Annotated in this window: 13 protein-coding genes; all 13 read right to left on the reverse strand. The window is 67.9% G+C overall.

Features of this window, described 5'->3' with window-relative positions; translation table 11 throughout:
- Nucleotide 1: 1 nt before the first annotated feature.
- The 13 genes from uraH to B5X90_RS06010 all read right to left on the reverse strand — a co-directional run bounded on the left by uraH (nucleotide 2) and on the right by B5X90_RS06010 (nucleotide 14,668).
- A complete protein-coding gene (gene uraH / locus B5X90_RS05950; protein WP_079550891.1) occupies nucleotides 2-343 on the reverse strand; it encodes a hydroxyisourate hydrolase in 342 nt (113 codons plus the stop codon).
- On the reverse strand, nucleotides 340-837 hold the full coding sequence (uraD, locus tag B5X90_RS05955; RefSeq protein ID WP_079550894.1) for a 2-oxo-4-hydroxy-4-carboxy-5-ureidoimidazoline decarboxylase: 498 nt from the start codon (nucleotides 835-837) through the stop codon (nucleotides 340-342). The genes uraH and uraD overlap by 4 nt, the downstream gene beginning before the upstream one ends.
- Before the next feature lie 28 nt (nucleotides 838-865).
- Complete coding sequence (locus B5X90_RS05960) at nucleotides 866-1,702, reverse strand: alpha/beta fold hydrolase (RefSeq protein ID WP_079550896.1); 837 nt, start codon at nucleotides 1,700-1,702, stop codon at nucleotides 866-868.
- A gap of 93 nt (nucleotides 1,703-1,795) precedes the next feature.
- On the reverse strand, nucleotides 1,796-2,923 hold the full coding sequence (locus tag B5X90_RS05965) for a phosphotransferase (protein WP_079550899.1): 1,128 nt from the start codon (nucleotides 2,921-2,923) through the stop codon (nucleotides 1,796-1,798).
- A gap of 5 nt (nucleotides 2,924-2,928) precedes the next feature.
- Nucleotides 2,929-4,059, reverse strand: a complete 1,131-nt coding sequence (locus tag B5X90_RS05970) for a phosphotransferase (RefSeq protein ID WP_079550901.1) — start codon at nucleotides 4,057-4,059, stop codon at nucleotides 2,929-2,931.
- Nucleotides 4,056-5,387, reverse strand: coding sequence for an aminoglycoside phosphotransferase family protein (locus B5X90_RS05975; RefSeq protein ID WP_079550903.1), 1,332 nt, complete (start codon nucleotides 5,385-5,387; stop codon nucleotides 4,056-4,058). Before B5X90_RS05975 ends, B5X90_RS05970 begins: the two co-directional genes overlap by 4 nt.
- Nucleotides 5,384-7,105, reverse strand: coding sequence for an ABC transporter ATP-binding protein (locus B5X90_RS05980; protein WP_256860094.1), 1,722 nt, complete (start codon nucleotides 7,103-7,105; stop codon nucleotides 5,384-5,386). The genes B5X90_RS05975 and B5X90_RS05980 overlap by 4 nt, the downstream gene beginning before the upstream one ends.
- 161 nt (nucleotides 7,106-7,266) lie before the next feature.
- The gene (locus tag B5X90_RS05985) at nucleotides 7,267-8,442 is read right to left on the reverse strand and encodes a glycosyltransferase (protein ID WP_079550907.1); all 1,176 of its coding nucleotides are present in this window, start codon (nucleotides 8,440-8,442) and stop codon (nucleotides 7,267-7,269) included.
- Nucleotides 8,439-9,659, reverse strand: coding sequence for a glycosyltransferase (locus tag B5X90_RS05990; RefSeq protein ID WP_079550909.1), 1,221 nt, complete (start codon nucleotides 9,657-9,659; stop codon nucleotides 8,439-8,441). The genes B5X90_RS05985 and B5X90_RS05990 overlap by 4 nt, the downstream gene beginning before the upstream one ends.
- Nucleotides 9,646-10,893, reverse strand: a complete 1,248-nt coding sequence (locus B5X90_RS05995; protein WP_256860077.1) for a glycosyltransferase family protein — start codon at nucleotides 10,891-10,893, stop codon at nucleotides 9,646-9,648. Before B5X90_RS05995 ends, B5X90_RS05990 begins: the two co-directional genes overlap by 14 nt.
- A 286-nt stretch (nucleotides 10,894-11,179) precedes the next feature.
- Nucleotides 11,180-12,721 (reverse strand): sensor histidine kinase, encoded by a 1,542-nt coding sequence (locus B5X90_RS06000; RefSeq protein ID WP_079550913.1) that lies wholly within the window; start codon nucleotides 12,719-12,721, stop codon nucleotides 11,180-11,182.
- A gap of 35 nt (nucleotides 12,722-12,756) precedes the next feature.
- Nucleotides 12,757-13,422: a response regulator transcription factor gene (locus tag B5X90_RS06005; protein ID WP_079550915.1), complete on the reverse strand. Its 666-nt coding sequence runs from the start codon at nucleotides 13,420-13,422 to the stop codon at nucleotides 12,757-12,759.
- A 310-nt stretch (nucleotides 13,423-13,732) separates the two neighbouring features.
- Nucleotides 13,733-14,668, reverse strand: a complete 936-nt coding sequence (locus B5X90_RS06010; RefSeq protein WP_179129066.1) for a serine hydrolase — start codon at nucleotides 14,666-14,668, stop codon at nucleotides 13,733-13,735.
- Nucleotides 14,669-14,696: the final 28 nt, after the last annotated feature.

Consider the following 14,696-nt stretch of genomic DNA (forward strand, 5'->3'; position numbering starts at 1 on the left):
ACTAGCTGCCGCGGTAGGTGGAGTAGGCGAAGGGGCTGAGCAGCAGGGGGACGTGGTAGTGGGACTGCGATTGGGACACAGCGAAAACCAGGGTGACTTCGGGGAAGAACGTCTCGGTCCCGGCGGCGGCGTAATAGGCTCCGGTGTCAAAACCCAGCCGGTACGTGCCGGAGCCCAGGCTGTCCGGACCAAGCGACGTGACGCGCCCGTCCTCATCCGTGGCGCCGGCCGCAATCCTGACCCAGCGGTCGCCGTCGAGCCGGTCCAGGGTGACGGCGACGCCCTCGGCGGGCTTGCCGGAGCCGGTGTCCAGGACGTGGGTGGTGATGTGGGATGTGCTCATGCGCGAATCAGTCCTTCGAGTCGGAGTACTGCGATTTCGCGCAACTGCTGGCCGATGACTGCCAGTTCCTCTTCGGGAGTATGGGCGAGCCTGGTGTTGAGGGCTGCCAGGATCCCCTCCCGGCTGCGGCCGGCCGCACGGATCAGGAACACTTGGCCGAATTTTTCTTCATAGCTCCGGTTCCCCTCGGCGAGTGCTGCCGCGACGGCAGGATCCGAGGCGCCAAGAGTGGCCTGCTCCGCCTGCGAGAGCCGGGCTTCCATGCTGTTTCCGGCGGCCTGTTCGCCGATGCGGGGATGGTGGGCCAGGGCGGCCTCCACCTCCGCGGCGGTGAAGGGCTCCGCCGCGCGGCGGGCGGCCTCGAGGAGGCTTCCGGTGCTGCCGAACGGCCGGGAGTCGACGATCTCCTCTATCCACCGCCCAATGTCCAGGCAGGGACGCAGGGCGGCCGCGGCCTCAGGGCGTCCGGCAGCGTTAAAGTCTTCCAGCAGCATGTGCCAGATCCTCGGTCTAAATTCCCGGTCAGCTCGCCAGGAACCGCAGCAGGACCTCGTTGACCTCCGCGGCGTGGGTCCACAGCATGCCGTGCGGGGCGCCGTCGATCTCCACGTACTCGGCACTCGGCAGCGCCTTGGCGAACTGCCGCCCGGCGACGTCGATCGGCAGGATGTTGTCCGCCGTGCCGTGCACAATGAGGGCCGGGACATCGATCTTGGGGATGTCGGCACGGAAGTCCGTGAGCCAGGTCGGCTGCGCCGCCGACGACGCCGTGGGCCCACCCGCGGTGGCGAGGTTCCAGCCCGCGTTTAGGACCTCCTGGCTGAGCCGCGGGGTGCCCAGGAAGGTGTCGCTGTTGTAGAAGTTCTTGAAGAATTCCGTGAAGAAGGCGTACCGGTCCGCCGTCACGGCCTCCATGAGCCCGTCGAACACCGACTGCGGGACCCCGCCGGGGTTGTCCTCGGCCTGCAGCACGTATGGCTCGAGCGAGGCCAGGAATACGGCTTTCGAGACCCGGGCGGAGCCGTAGGTTCCGAGGTAGCGGCCCACTTCACCGGTGCCCATGGAGAAGCCCACCAGCGCGGCGTCGTTCAGGTCGAGGGTGGTCAGGACGGTGTTGAGGTCCGCCGCGAAGGTGTCGTAGTCGTAGCCCTCGGTGGGCTTGCTGGACTGTCCGAAGCCGCGCCGGTCGTAGGTGATCACACGGTAGCCCGCGCCGAGCAGCGCCGCGGTCTGCTTTTCCCAGGACGAGCCGTCCAGCGGGTAGCCATGGATCAGGACCACGGCCTGGCCGGACCCGTGGTCCTCGTAGTAGAGCTCAACGTCTGTGCTGTTTTCGGTTCCAACCTTGATGTAAGCCATGCCAGCGGTCCTCCCGGTTCGGCGCAAAGCGCTGTGGTTCGGTGGTTCGGTGTGGGGTGGTTCGGTGTGGGGCGGTTTCGCTACGGTGTGCAGTCAGTACGTGGGCTCCACTTTAGCGGCCGGAACTCCCACCGCCAGGGCCTGTTCACCATCCGGAATGAGGAAGTCCTCCGCCAGGTCCGCCCACTGCGGCCGGAAGGAATACAGGCAGCCGAGCCGCAGGCGGGTCGTGGCTGCGTAGGCGTCGAAGCGCGCAGGGGTGACATGCAGCTCTTCGGCCGTGGCAATGACGTGGCGGCGGGCGGTTTGGTACCTTTCGGCGGTCAGGCGGTGTTGGTGCAGGCGCAGCTGAAGGTGCACGGCGATGTTGCCGAGGTCGGCGGCGGCCTCGGCGCGGCAGGCTTCGTCGAAGTCCAGCAGCCCCAGGGGAGCGCCGGGATCCACCGTGAAGATCTGCTTGTCGTGCAAGTCCCCGTGGGACCACACCAGCGGATCCGGATCGGTCTGGAGCAGCTTTTGGGCGGCCTGCCCCGCGGCCCCGCGGACGGCCGCGCGCTCGGCTTGCGCCGCCGGAATGTCCCCGGCGTGCACCAGCCACAAGTTCACCGTGTGTTGCAGTCTCGCTAGTTCGACGGCGGCCGTCCGGACAGGGAGCGCCTCGAGGGTGGGGCGGTGCGCGGGCGCCAAGGCCAGGGAATGCTGCCGGACCCAGGCCCGGGACCATTTTTGCCAGGCATTTTCAAAGACCACATCGCTGACCGCGGGGTCGATTCCCAGCTCGAACAGGGAACGGCCGGGCAACGTCATGAGGGTGAGGCAGCCAGGGGCGGAGGAAACAATTTCCGGGGTGAGGAAGTCTCCTGCGCCGAGGAGCTCGTTCATCCGGGCGTGCCTGCCCACTGCTTCGTCGGACTGGCGGGCCCGGAAGAGCTTGAGGTGGTGCTCCCCGGCCCTTACCACGGCGCGCTTGTGGGCACGGTGCACCACCACCACCCCCAGCGGCGACGCGCGTCTCAGGGCGGGGAGACGCCGGTCGCGGCCGTCCCGCAGGAACTCCAGCTGGCCCGCCCGGAGGTGGGCTGCCCGGACCCCTGCCCGGCCGGGAATCCCCAGCTCCAGGACGTAGTCCTCCGCGGACTCGTCGGGCCAGGACCGGATGACCTGCCATTCTAAGTTGTCCGCATCCAGGACGGCGGCCGGGACGGGCGGGTGCCAGCCCATGCGGATCAGCTCCGGGATCCGAGGGGCCGGCTGCTGGCCGGGACGGTGGATCCGAAGGACTGGCGATGCTTTACCCGGTCCTCGAGAACGCGGGTCGCCAGCGATGAGCCCGAAGGGAGCGAAGAGCAGGCCAGTCGCAGCCAGCGTGCGTCCGAGTAGGCATCGAACCGATCCGGGCTGACCTGCAATTGCTCGGCCACGGCCAGCACCTTCGTGTGGGCCTTAAGGTATCGGGCCGGCGTCAGGTTATTGCGCCACATGCGCCGCTCCAGATGGAAATCCAGGTAGGCGAGGTCGCGGGCGGCCTCTGCCCGGGCAGTATCGTCGAAGTCCAGCAACCCGAACGGGGACCGGCCGTCGCCAGCGATGATCTGCCGGTCATGCAGGTCCCCGTGGGCCCATACCATCGGGTCCGGTACCGAGCCGAGCAGGTTCGCCGTGACGTAATCTGCCATTGCCATCAACGTCTCGCGTTGGGTGGACAATTCCGGAACATTCTCTGTGTGGCGCAGCCATAGTTTCAACCAACGGGCCACGCCCCTCGCTTCCACCTCCGGTGAATGGACCGGCAGGGCGCCCAGAACGGCTTGTCTGCTGACGTCCGCCGCCGCGCTCAGCTGGGCGAGCCACGCGCTGGACCATTCTTCCCATGCGCCGGCAAACTCCTTCTCGCCGATCGTGGCGTAGTCCTCGCCGATTTCGCCGAGCGTCGGTCCGGAGAGGGCGCTCAAAACGAGGGTGTCCGGGGAGCTCTGAAGCACCTCGGGCGCCGTAAAGGCGCCGGCGTCCAGCAGGAGGTCCATCTGAGCGTACCGTTCGGCCGGGACCGCGGCCCTGCCGGGCCGGAAGACCTTGATGTAGCAACCCTCCGCCCGGATGATCGCCCGCGTGTAGGGCCAGTGGGAAATGATTTCCCCGCGCTGTCGTTCGGTCCGAAGGGCTGGCAGCTCGGGATCGTCCTCCGGCAGGATCTCAAAGTGGCCATGGCTCAGATGTGCTCCCCGAACGCCGGGCCGTTCTGCAGTCCCGACCTCCAACAGGTATTCTCCGGGTTCTTTATCGGGCCACGCGTTGTGGACGCGCCACGCCGTGCCGGCGTCGTCGGTGTATTTCCAAAGCGGCGGGTGCCAGATCATGCGATCAACTCCAAGGCCCGGCGGATATGCCAACTCGTGTCGGCCGGCCAGTCGCTGGCCCGGTTCCTGAACGGGTCGACGCTGTTCAGGAACAACCGGAAGGCCGCCCAGGTCTCCACCCTGGCCTGCGATACGTACCCGCCAGCCTCGCGGTAACCGTCGATCAGCTGGGCCGTCTTGCGGCCGCCGGCGACGGGCCCGACGCCGGCGGGGTCTGCGATGTCCTCCACCGCGGCAAAGGACCCAAGGTCCCTGGCCCGGTCGGAGGTCCTGACTCGGTCGAAATCGATGATGCGGACGGCCGGGCCGTCGACCAGGACCTGGTCCGCCGAGAAATCGCCATGGACCAACACTGGCGCCGGCCCGTGGGGGCCGGCCACGACAGTTGCCAGCAGCCGGCTGGTGAGTGCGGCTACCGGAGCCTCGAGCCCCGGGAGCAGGCAGGTGATCATGGACCGCGTGGCGGCGAGCTGCCGTACCAGGTCCGCCATTTCCGCCGCGGGGTTCGGCCCGGTTCCCGTGTCCATTCCATGGATCGCCGCCAGGGCTTGGCCGGCCCGGTAGGCGGCCGGATCGTTGTCGACGCCGCCCAGGTCTCCGTGGCCCCAGTCCGGGGAGGCACTGATGCCGTGCGCGGCGCATTCCGGGTCCGCGAGTTCGGGCAGGACCGGGATACCGTGGCTCTGAAGCCGCTGCCGCAGGCGGAGGCCCGCGGCAGCTTCGTCAGCTTGGACGGCGGTCTTGACGACGACGGGCAGTGTCGCCGAGGGGATCCTGACAACGAGCCTGCGCTCCGGGTTGTATCGCAGCACGCTGACCGGGGGGTCCAGGAAGCGCCCTGCCGCGGGGAGTGCTCCGAGCCGTCCGAGTCCATGGTCCCGGAGCCAGCGCAGGTTGGGGCGTAGCGGCCAGTCCTCCTGGATGGGGCCGACGGCCACGACGACGTCCCCATGCGGACGGTCGGGCTGGACGAGCCGGATGCCGCCGCCGCGCTTTTGCGAGCTGTCTGCCCTTTGCTGCAGTTTCTCGATGTGCTCCGGTGATGTGGTCAATGCCCAGCCGTAGGTGCCGGCGCCGTTGCCGTCACTGCCGCTGCCGTAGCTGCCGCTGCCGGCCCGGCGGAAGGCGACTAGGGCGGAGGTGTGCGGTTTGTAGCGGGTCCTGATGATCTGGACACTTTCGCCCAGAAGCTCGGAGAGCAGCTCGTCGTCGAGCACCCAGTTCAGGCCAGGGATCCGGGGGTCACGGGCCGCTAGGGCACGGTCAGCGTCGCGTCGCTTCGCCTGCAGCCACTGTCCCTGCAGCCGTTGTCCCTGCGGGGTGCTCATGTCGGCACCTTGAACAGTTCACCCGGCTCTGGGGTCTGCTGCCGGTGGACCCAGCCGGCAAAGCGGGAATCCGGATTGGCCAGCAATGACTGCGGCGGCCCGTCTTCCAGAATTTGGCCGTCTTCGAGCCAGATCACCCGGTCGCACGATTGGGCCGAGTTGACGTCGTGGGTGATCGTGATGGAGGTCCGGCCCTCGGTGAGTATGTCCAGTGCGCTGAGGACAGAATCCCGGGATGCCGGATCGAGCCCGGCGGTCGCCTCGTCCAGGATCACGATCGGCGCCTTGCGGAGCATGGCACGGGCGACGGCCAGCCGTTGACGCTGGCCCCCGGAAAGATTGTTGGCCGCCTCGCCAAGGACGGTTTCGTAGCCCTGGGGCAGTGCGCGGATGAAACCGTCGGCCTGGGCGAGGGCCGCCACGGCTTCGATCTCCTCATCGGTGGCATCGAGGCGGCCGAACCTGATGTTCTCCCGGACGGAGGTTCCGAACAGCACGGAGTCCTGGAGCAGGATGGAAACGTGGGCGCGGACGGAAGCGATCTTGAGGTCCCGCAGGTCCTCGCCGCCGAGGCTGACACTCCCCTTCCACGGGTCCACCATCCGAAGGATCATGCTTGCCAGTGTGGACTTTCCGGCTCCGGAGGGCCCAAGTACGGCGCAGTGTTGACCTGCCGGTATGGTCAGGGTGATTCCCTTGAGTACCGCGGTTTCCTCGAAGTGGCCGGCCCAGACGTCATCGAACACAATGTCCGGGTGCGGGTTCCTGAGGGCGACGGCGTGCGGTGACTCGGGCACGTCACTCTGGGCCTCAAGCAGGTCCGCAACCCGTTCCCCGGAGGCCGTCGCGCGCGCGATGCGGCTGGTGTACCTGGCCACATCCTTGAGTGGCCTCAGCCCGGTTTTCAGGTAGGTCAGGAAGACGACCAGATCACCCGGGGTCATCGCGTGCTGCATAACCCTCCATCCGCCGGCGGCCAGGACCACCGCCGTCGCGATTCCCGTCAGGACGTCGGTTTTCCGTTGCAGGCTGGCGGCCAGCCGCAGCGTGACCACGCCGGAGCCAAGTGCCGACTGGTTGCTCTTGCTGAAGCCCGAGCTGAGGGTGTCTTCGAGTCCATACGCCTGGACTTCGCGCATTGCTCCCAGCGTCTGGGCGGCGGTGGTGGCCAGGGCGCTCTCACCCTTGCGTGACTTGCGGGCCGCGGTAGTAATCGATCCCGAGTTCTTGCGGGACACCAACACGAATATCCCGATGGACACGAACGTCACCAGCGCGATCAAAGGATCGAGCCAGAGCATGATAATCATCATTGCTATCAGCGACACGAAATTGCCGATGAGGGGGAGCCCCGCCGTGACAGCCACATCCTGCAGCCGGGACACGTCTCCGACGAGCCGCTGGACAGTGTCGCCGGTGGAGGCGCGGCTGTGGTGGCGCATCGACAGGCCCTGGAGGTGGCGGAAGGTCCGGGCCCGCAATTCGGAGGAAATCCGGGTACCCACCAGGGCAAACGAAATCGCGGACACGTAGCCGGCCACGGCCCGGATCAGGCAGATGACCACCACCGCGCCGGCGCAGAGGAGCAACACCTCCGCGCTCGCCTCCACGCTGAGCGGGGACCTGCGCAGGTTGGCCCCGAGTGAGTGTGAGACGGAGTCGAGGACGATCTTCACTGGCCACGGCTCAAGAAGCCGAAAAAGGATTTCCACGGCCATAGCGATGAATCCCCAGGTGATGAGCAGCCTGTGCCCGCGCAAATGCGGGCGGACGCACCGCAAGGTCCGCCGCAACGGTGAGGGTTCAGCCGGTGCGCTGGCGCGGGTCCTTCGCCACAGGGTCCGCCAGTTGCGGGGGTGCGAATGCCTGGCAGTGGTGGTCATTGCCTGGCCAGTCTGCGTGCAGGCGGCAGAGCCTCGGTGATCCGGGACAGCACCCCGCTCCAGCTGAACCGCTGTACGGCGTCGTTGCGGGCCTCGAGCCCCAGCCTTTCCCGCAAATTCGGGTCTTCGCCGAGCCGGAGGAGGGCGTCCGCGAGCGCGGCGGGGTCCCCGGGCGGGACGAGGATCCCGGTGCGGCCGTCCTGGATGATGGACGGGATCTGGCCCACGGCGCTCGCGATCACAGGCAGCCCGGCCGCCATGTACTCAAAAACCTTCAGCGGCGAGAAATAGTCGTCCTGGCCAGGTCCGTCCGGGGGATAGGGTGCGGCGGCGGCGTCGAATTCTGCCAGGAGGCCGGGCACCGCAGCCGGCGCAACGGCGCCCGAGAACGCCGTCGGCACGCCGAGGGATCCGGCGAGGCGTTCGAGGTCCTGCCGGCCGGGGCCGTCACCCACCACATGGAGCTGCCAGCGCAGGACCGGGTCGGCGGTCTGCTGGTTGGCAAGGGCGACACCGTGCAGGAGGCCGGGGACACCGTGCCAGGGCTTCAAGGTTCCGACAAACCCGACAGTGAGGTGGTCCGGATTCCGGCGGCCGGGGCGGCGGGCCGTGATCCGTTCGACGTTCACTCCGTTCGGCGCCAGCACGGTCCTGGCGGTCGGCACCCGCGCCCGCACCCAGCGGACCACGGGATCCGAGACGCAGGCCACGACGTCGGCCGTCGCGGCGTTGCGGCGGAACACCGTCTCAGCCTTCTTCACATCGAGCAGCTGGCGGTACCGTTGCTGCTCCTCGATCAGCGGAGCATTGACCTCCAGCACGGACGGCACGTCCAGGATGCGGGCCACCACGGACAGTGCCGGGCTGAACAGCGAATACCGCTCGTAGAACAGCCCGCAACCGTTGCGCAGGACCTCGTCCGCCAAGCCCAGCGCGGCGTCCTGGACCGCCCTTTCCCGCGCGGAGGCGGGGACCGATTCCGGCTTGACCTCTACGACGTCGAGATCGGCAAGGTCGCTGGGCCGCTCGGTGCCGAGCAGGGTGCAGTAGACGGTGACGGCGGCGCCGGTCCCGCGCCATGCCCGGACGATTTCCTGGACATGGACGGAGGAGCCCTTGGTGCCGAAGACAGGCACGCCGGGGTCGGCGCAGAGATAGGCCACGCGTGTCATGCGACTCTCCTTTCAGAACGGGAGAGGGACCTCAGGAGTTCGGCCTGGCGGTGGACGTCATAGTCCTCCTCGATCAGTGCGCGGGCGTTGCGGGACATGGCAAGTCTGTCCGTGGCCGGGGAGCCGAGTGTGCAGATGCCGCGGGCCAGGGCGTGCGGGTTGCCCGGCCGGACCAGGACCCCGGTGGAGCCGTTCCGGACTACTTCGGGGATCCCTGTCACGGACGTGCTGACGCAGGGGACGCCGGTTGCCATGGCCTCGAGCAGGACGGTGGGCATGCCGTCCGCGTTGCCGTCGGCGCCGACCACGCAGGGAGCGACGAAGACATCGGAGGAGTGGAGCAGCTCGTGGACCTGGTCCTGGGTCTGCGGGCCGAGGAGGCGGACATGGCCGCCGAGCCGGAGCTGGCTGATGCTGGCATCCAGTTCCTCGGCCATGAGCCCGGTCCCGGCGATCCGGAGGTCCAGTTTGACCCCTTGGTCCAGCAGTTCGGCGGCCGCGGGCAACAGATACTGGAAGCCTTTTTTCTCGACCAGGCGCCCGACGGCGGCGATCCGGAGGGTGGCTTCGAGCGGCCGGGGCTCCCGGTACGGGAAGCGCTCCAGCTCCAGGCCGTTGCGCACCAGATGGAGCCGGGCCGTCGAGGACGGGAAGCGGCGGCGCAGGTAGCGCATGTTGTACTGGCTGATGGTCACGGCGTGGTGGGCCTGCTCGAGCTTGAGCCGCAGGTCCTCGTCCTGGACCGATTCATGGAAGATATCCACCGCGTGCGCGGTGAACGAGAACGGGATGCCGGTGATGAGGGACGTCAGCCGGGCCACAGTGGTTGATCCCGAGGCGAAGTGGACGTGCATGTGCCGGATGTTGCGGTCCTGCAGCGCGGTGGCCAGGTTGATGGCCTGCACGGCGTCGTCTGCCGTGGCGGCGGCGAGTTCGCCCAAATTCCGGCCGACGGCGGCTGTGAGCCCGGCCGCGTCGGCCATCCGGAGGCTCTCCCACAGAGCCACAGTCTTGATGGGGCGGTCAATGTACGTCACCGGTGCCTGGACCCGGGCGAGCTCGGGGTGGAACCGGGGGTCGTCGGTGGGCCGAAGCGAGAAGATTTCGATCCGGTCCCCGGCGGCCTCGCGGGCCAGGATCTCCGAAACGATGAACGTTTCGGAGAACCGCGGGTACATCTTCAGGACGTACGCCGTCCCGGGTTCAGACGGCGACACGGCTGGCACCTTCCACGCTCGCTGCGGCATCGCTTTCGTCCGCGCTGAATTGTTCGGCACCAGCCCGTTCGGCGGTGACCTGATCGGCATTGGCCCGATCGGAATTCGCCAGCTCGGTAGCGGCCAGCCCGGTCGTGGCCAGCGGCCGCAGCAGCTCCGCGGCCAGCTGCGGAACCCGGATCAGGCCGTCCAGCACCGCACGACGGCGGTCCACGGTGGTGCCGAACCGGGCGGCCAGCCAGGCTGCCAGGATCTCCGGCGTCAACGTGCCAATCTCGTGTTGTTCCAGGTACCCGGCTGCGGCGAGGGAGGCGGCCCGGATCCGCTGCTCGCTGCGCGACTGCGTGCGGGGCACGATCATGGCCGGGACAGGCGTGCTCATGATTTCGCACACCGTGTTGTAGCCGCCCATGGCCACGACGGCGCTGGCGTGCCGGATGTGGAACACGATGTCATCGACTGCGGCGACCACTTTGACGCCGGGGCGGGCCCGCTGCCGGAGGTCGTTGAGCTGCTCGGCGGGCATCTGCGGCCCGGCGACGACAAGGTGTCCCAGCCCGTCCGGGACCGGCGTGGCGACGGCGACGTGGGCCAGGGCATAGCCGTCTGAGCCCCCGCCGACCGTCGTCATGCAGTACCGCCCGGGCATGCAGCTGGTGCCGGAGGCCGAAGGGCGCCCCTCGGCGAGGTAGCCCGTGTACCGGATGAGCTTTCGGAGGGCGAACGGTATTTCGCCGGCGGCTACGGGATCGTGGACCGCGGGATCGCCGTAGACCCAGATGGCGTCGAACAGGTCCTTCACCACGCGGGGACCGCCCACCCTGGCCCATTCGGCAAGGGCCGCGGCGGGCGAGTCAAGGACCTCGCGGAGGCCCAGCACCACGCGCACGGGCCCGGCGGTGCGGGCGTGCCGCAAGGCTGTTTCGAGTTCGCCATGAACGCCCGTGGCATGCCGGTCCACCACCACGAGGTGGGGGGAGAAGCCGGCCAGCGTTGCCTGCAGCAGCCTGGCCCGCAATGGCACGAGCTCCCCCATGGGCAAGGTCAGGTTCCGCGGCAGGTAGCCCGCGGTACCCTTCGCCACGCCGGGAAGAAGCACCCAGTCCCACCCCTCGGGCAACCGGAACGCCGGTGCGAGGGCTGTGCCGGTGATGAGGATTCCCGTGACGGGGCGGCCGATCAGGCCGGGAAGCTGATTGTTCAGCGCGTGGGCCAGTGCCAGATTCCGACGCACATGTCCCAGGCCCACTGAATCATGTGAGTACAGCACTATCCGCAATGGCTCCACAACAATCCTCCCCCGCCCCCGGTGCCCCGGACACGGTCGCGATCGCGACGGTGTCCGGGCAGGTGCTGTCTGATGTTATGCATCAGCGTGCGCCCCGAGAGTGAGGATGGGATGAGGGGAAGATTAAGGATTCCTCATCCAAGGGCCCGGGTTTGCTGTCCCGCGCTTAGGCACCGACACCAGCAGGTGCGGGCTAGATCAAACGGCGGGCAAGGCAAGTCGGCGGACCAGGTCAGACGCGGACGCCGGAGGACTGCAGGGGGATCCGGATCTGGAACGTGGCCCCGTGGCCGTATTCGGATTCCACCGTGGCCACGCCCCCATGTGCCTGGGCGATGGCCGCGACAATGGCAAGGCCCAGTCCCGAGCCTTCCACGCCGCGGCCCGTGTGCGCCCGGCCGAACCGTTCGAAGATCCGTTGCTGGTCCTCGGCGGCGATGCCGATCCCGTCATCGCGCACCCACAGCACGAGGGTGTCCTGAGGGGGCAGCGAGGTGCCGTCGTTTGCCGTCGGGCGCTCAATCCGCGAACCGAGCGCAATTGTGGAGGACGGCCCGGTGCACTTGACGGCGTTCGCGGCGAGCTGGACCAGTGCCTGGGTGAGGCGCTGCGGATCCGCCTCAACCACGTAGTCGGCTCTTTCATCGATCTGCCAGTGACGGTCGGCCAGGACGTGCACCTTCTCCATGACCTGATCCAGGAGTTCCGGGACCCGGACGGGTTCACGCTGGATGAAGCCGATCTCGCCGGAGTTGGCGAGCAACAGGAGGTCGTCCACCAGGCGCTGCATCCGGTCCACCTCGTCCAGCAGCACGTCCCTGGTGGCGATGACATCGTCCGGATCATCGACCGTCACGAGCTCGAGGTGCCCGCGGAGAATGGTCAGCGGGGTCCGCAGCTCATGGCCGGCGTCGTCCAGGAACTGCTGCTGTTGCTGAGCGCCCTCGTCGAGTCTTTCCAGCATGGTGTTGAAGGTCTTGGCGAGCAGGGTGACGTCGTCCTCTCCTTTGCGCACCGTCACCCTTTGCGTGAGGTCCTCCGGGCCGACCGCCCTGGAAGTCTCGCGCATACGGCGGAGCGGATCGAGCAGCCGGCCGGCAACCACGCTGCCGATCACCGCGGCAGCCAGGAGCATGCCGAGAGCCACCAGCGAGTACGTCCGCACTGAGCTGGCGTTGTGCTCGCGTTGATCGCCCGCGTCCCGGCCGACCAGGAAGAATGTCCCGGGGGCGCCCTTCATGGGCACCACCACTGTCCTGAGCGGACGGCCGTCCGAGTTCAGCTCGCCGAAGGATGCGCCGGCCGGGTTGCTGAGCCCGGCGGCGTCGGCCAACATGCTGTTGTTCAGGAGGTTGCTGTCCGCGTTGCCCTCAACGGTCCATGCCACATGCCCATCCACTATCCCGGCCATGACCTCGTTGCTGCGCGGCTCGATATCCTCCGCGGCCTCGTGCAGGGCGCTGACGTACGTCCTGTTGGCGTAGTCCCCGGACGTTTTCTTCTTTGTCTGGACGACCTTGACCACGGCGTTTGCCTTGTCGAGAACCGCCTGGTCGATCCTGGCATCAGAGTCCTGGAACTGGACCACGAACGTGACCATCCCGGCTGTGACCACCCCGGCGAGCATCATGGCCAGCATGGCGGCCACTACCCTGAAACGCACCGAGTGGATCTTCGCGCCCCAGCCGGACGGGTCCTGGGTTTCCGCCTCAGGGAAGGCAGCCGCCGGCGCGGCCTGGCCGTCTTCACTGGGATGTTCATCCGAGGTGGCCACTCTGTTCCCTTCCTGCGCGGATCAGCTCGCTCTGCCTAGCTGAGGCGGTACCCGGCGCCGCGGGTGGTGAGGATCCGGTCCGCGCCGAGTTTCATCCGCAACTGGCGCACGTACACATCCACCACGTTGGACGTGCCGTCGAAGTCATAGCCCCAGACATGGCTGAGCAGTTGCTGACGGCTCAGGACCTGCCCGGGGTGGAGCAGGAACATCTCCACCAACGCGAATTCGCGGGCCGAGAGTTCCACCATCCTGCCGTCGACGCTGACGGAGTGCGTGAGCAGGTTCAGTTCCAGGGGCCCGTAGCGCATGACGCTTCCCGCCAGCACATCGCCGGTGTCCGACTTGCGGATCCGGGCATTGATGCGGGCCACGAGTTCCTCGAAGTGGAAAGGCTTGACGATGTAGTCGTCGGCGCCGCCCTCCAGCGCCGCGACGGTGTCGCTGGATGATCCGCGGGCCGTGAGGAAGATGACCGGTATGCCCACCTGGCCGCGGCGCAGCGCCGCGAGGACGGCGTACCCGTCCAGGCGGGGGAGTCCGATGTCCAGGAGCAGGAGATCGAATTCGCCGCTGGAGGCGTAGTCCACGGCCGTGACGCCGTCGGCGACCACCGTGGGCACGTAGCCAGCTGCGCGCAGGCCCTTTTCGATGAAGCGGGAGATGCGTTCTTCGTCTTCTGCAATGAGGATACGGATCAAGGTGACTCCCTTGAAAACGCCCGGATCCGGGGGGCGGGCTGGTCTGCGCGTTCCGGTCAGGGCGGCGGGGCGGCCCGTGCGGGACCGGAGGCCCCGGGTTCGGCGGGACGGCAGGATCGAGATTCAGAAGGAATGTACATCTGGTGTTCCTCCAGGAGACGGCCCAGCACCGTGGTGTTCCGTCGGGCTGCGGCTGAGACTATTCCCGCTTCTTTCATCCTGCCCCCGTAATGGAGCCTGCGCCACCTTTGATTGGTTGATTTTCAGCCTGTTAACAGCTCACTCGCAGGGGCGCGCCAGTGTTGGCCCGTTATTGCCCGAACAGGGCTCCGGTGAGCTGGCGGGTCAACTCGTGGATGAGGTCCAGGCGGTCCGCACTGTCGGCGTCGTCCGGGCCCCACGTGTAGATGACCACCGCGTAGGAGCGGTCCCCGGCGCTGAGCAGGGCGGCGTCGTGGACGTAGCCCTGCACCACGCCGTACTTGTGGTGGACCGTGATGCCGGGCGCGACGGCGGCCGGGACGAGGTCCTCGTCATTGGTGTGCTGCATGTAGCCGAGCAGTTCCGCGGTGTGATCGGCGTTGAGCAGCTTGCCCGTGGCGAGCTGCGTCAGGAGCCGCGCCATGTCCGTCGGGGCCAGCAGGTTTTGTTCGGGATCGTAGGTGATGCCGAGGGTGGCGGCGTAGGCGGTGAGGTTGGGGTAGCCGATGTCCCGCATCAGTAGGAGCCATGAGTCGTCGCTGCTGGTGTTGATCATGGCCTTGAGCTGGAACGCGGCATTGAACGCGCCCAGGGGAGCATCGAGTGACTTATCGCCGGTTTCCACCAGGTGGTAGTAGGCGGCGGCCGTCAGGACCTTCGCGGTGCTCGCCGCCGTGTATGGTGCCACGTCGCCGTAGGTCTGCAGCTGGCCGTCGCGGGTGTCCAGCACGGCGACGCCGATCCGGTGGTCGGGGTGTTCACCGATGATCCGCTGCATCTCGGCGGGAAGGTCGACGGCGGCTGCCGCCGGGGCTGCCGGTGCGATCTCCGCCGGGCCCGGCTCCTGCTGCTGGGCGACGGTCAGGACGTCGCCGGTCGGGAAGTCGCGGGTCAGGAAGTCACGGGTGCGGGAATCACTGCCTGGTGCGGTGCGGATCGCGCCGAGAACCACAACGGCGGCCAGCACCAGCACGGCGGCGGCCCAGACGATCACCACGTTCCTGCGGTGGGTGGGAGCGGCCGGCCGGGGGCCCGGATTCGTCATGTGCGTGGGCCTCTCCGGACTCGACTGG

The sequence above is a fragment of the Arthrobacter sp. 49Tsu3.1M3 genome (assembly GCF_900168135.1).
Lineage (GTDB): Bacteria > Actinomycetota > Actinomycetes > Actinomycetales > Micrococcaceae > Arthrobacter.

Coding starts and splice junctions, on each gene's coding strand:
- B5X90_RS05965 (WP_079550899.1), bottom strand. CDS start 2,923: ATGGGCTGGCACCCGCCCGTCCCGGCCGCCGTCCTGGATGCGGACAAC.
- uraD (WP_079550894.1), bottom strand. CDS start 837: ATGCTGCTGGAAGACTTTAACGCTGCCGGACGCCCTGAGGCCGCGGCC.
- B5X90_RS05960 (WP_079550896.1), bottom strand. CDS start 1,702: ATGGCTTACATCAAGGTTGGAACCGAAAACAGCACAGACGTTGAGCTC.
- B5X90_RS06010 (WP_179129066.1), bottom strand. CDS start 14,668: ATGACGAATCCGGGCCCCCGGCCGGCCGCTCCCACCCACCGCAGGAAC.
- B5X90_RS05980 (WP_256860094.1), bottom strand. CDS start 7,105: ATGGCCGTGGAAATCCTTTTTCGGCTTCTTGAGCCGTGGCCAGTGAAG.
- B5X90_RS05970 (WP_079550901.1), bottom strand. CDS start 4,059: ATGATCTGGCACCCGCCGCTTTGGAAATACACCGACGACGCCGGCACG.
- uraH (WP_079550891.1), bottom strand. CDS start 343: ATGAGCACATCCCACATCACCACCCACGTCCTGGACACCGGCTCCGGC.
- B5X90_RS05985 (WP_079550907.1), bottom strand. CDS start 8,442: ATGACACGCGTGGCCTATCTCTGCGCCGACCCCGGCGTGCCTGTCTTC.
- B5X90_RS05975 (WP_079550903.1), bottom strand. CDS start 5,387: ATGAGCACCCCGCAGGGACAACGGCTGCAGGGACAGTGGCTGCAGGCG.